At 43.0% G+C, this 575-nt stretch carries 2 pseudogenes; both read right to left on the bottom strand.

Annotated features, from left to right (window positions below):
- Nucleotides 1–11 precede the first annotated feature (11 nt).
- Nucleotides 12–470, bottom strand: a pseudogene (locus PROVRUST_RS20775) (phage tail protein); the annotation flags it as partial.
- A pseudogene (locus PROVRUST_RS20770) lies at nt 467–575 on the bottom strand (phage tail protein); the annotation flags it as partial. The pseudogenes PROVRUST_RS20775 and PROVRUST_RS20770, both read right to left, overlap by 4 nt.

Raw genomic sequence — 575 nt, 5'->3', positions numbered from 1 at the left:
ACTCATTCGTGGTCAATATGGGCTAACTTTATTTTATCCAACTTTTCATCTATCACCGGTTTGAGCTTGTTACGCTCCGCAATTGTTCTCACAATATCGCCCAGCGTTTTTTGATGATATGACTGCTCACGCTTGACGTTTAGCGTGTCACGAAAATCAGCACTACGTCCGCGAATCGTCAACTTATCAGGTACACCGCTATGCTCAATTTCATCAACCGTGAATGTGCCTTTATAAATTAATGGCTCATTTTTCCAGCCCAAATGAAGTGATAGTGTTTCGCCGCGCTTTGGCAATGCCAATTTCCCGTCGCTATCATCCAGTTCAATATCAAGCTGATCAGCTTCAAATCCTCGGTTATCAGTCATTGATAATGACATTAAACGCCCTTGGATTAGCGCATTGATATTTTCACCACCGGCGGCTAGCACAAATGCCGGTGTCGATTCATCCCCCGTAAACATACTCATAATGGCAATGCCCCACGGAGATCACTCAATTGCTTACTCAAATCACCAAACATTTCACTTAATGACTCGTCTGTCCGTTTCAACTTCAACGTGAAATCTATTTGT

It is taken from the genome of Providencia rustigianii DSM 4541 (genome assembly GCF_000156395.1).
Lineage (GTDB): Bacteria > Pseudomonadota > Gammaproteobacteria > Enterobacterales > Enterobacteriaceae > Providencia > Providencia rustigianii.
Note: the sequence above shows the minus strand (reverse complement) of the source record. Positions and strands in the feature narration are given on the sequence as shown.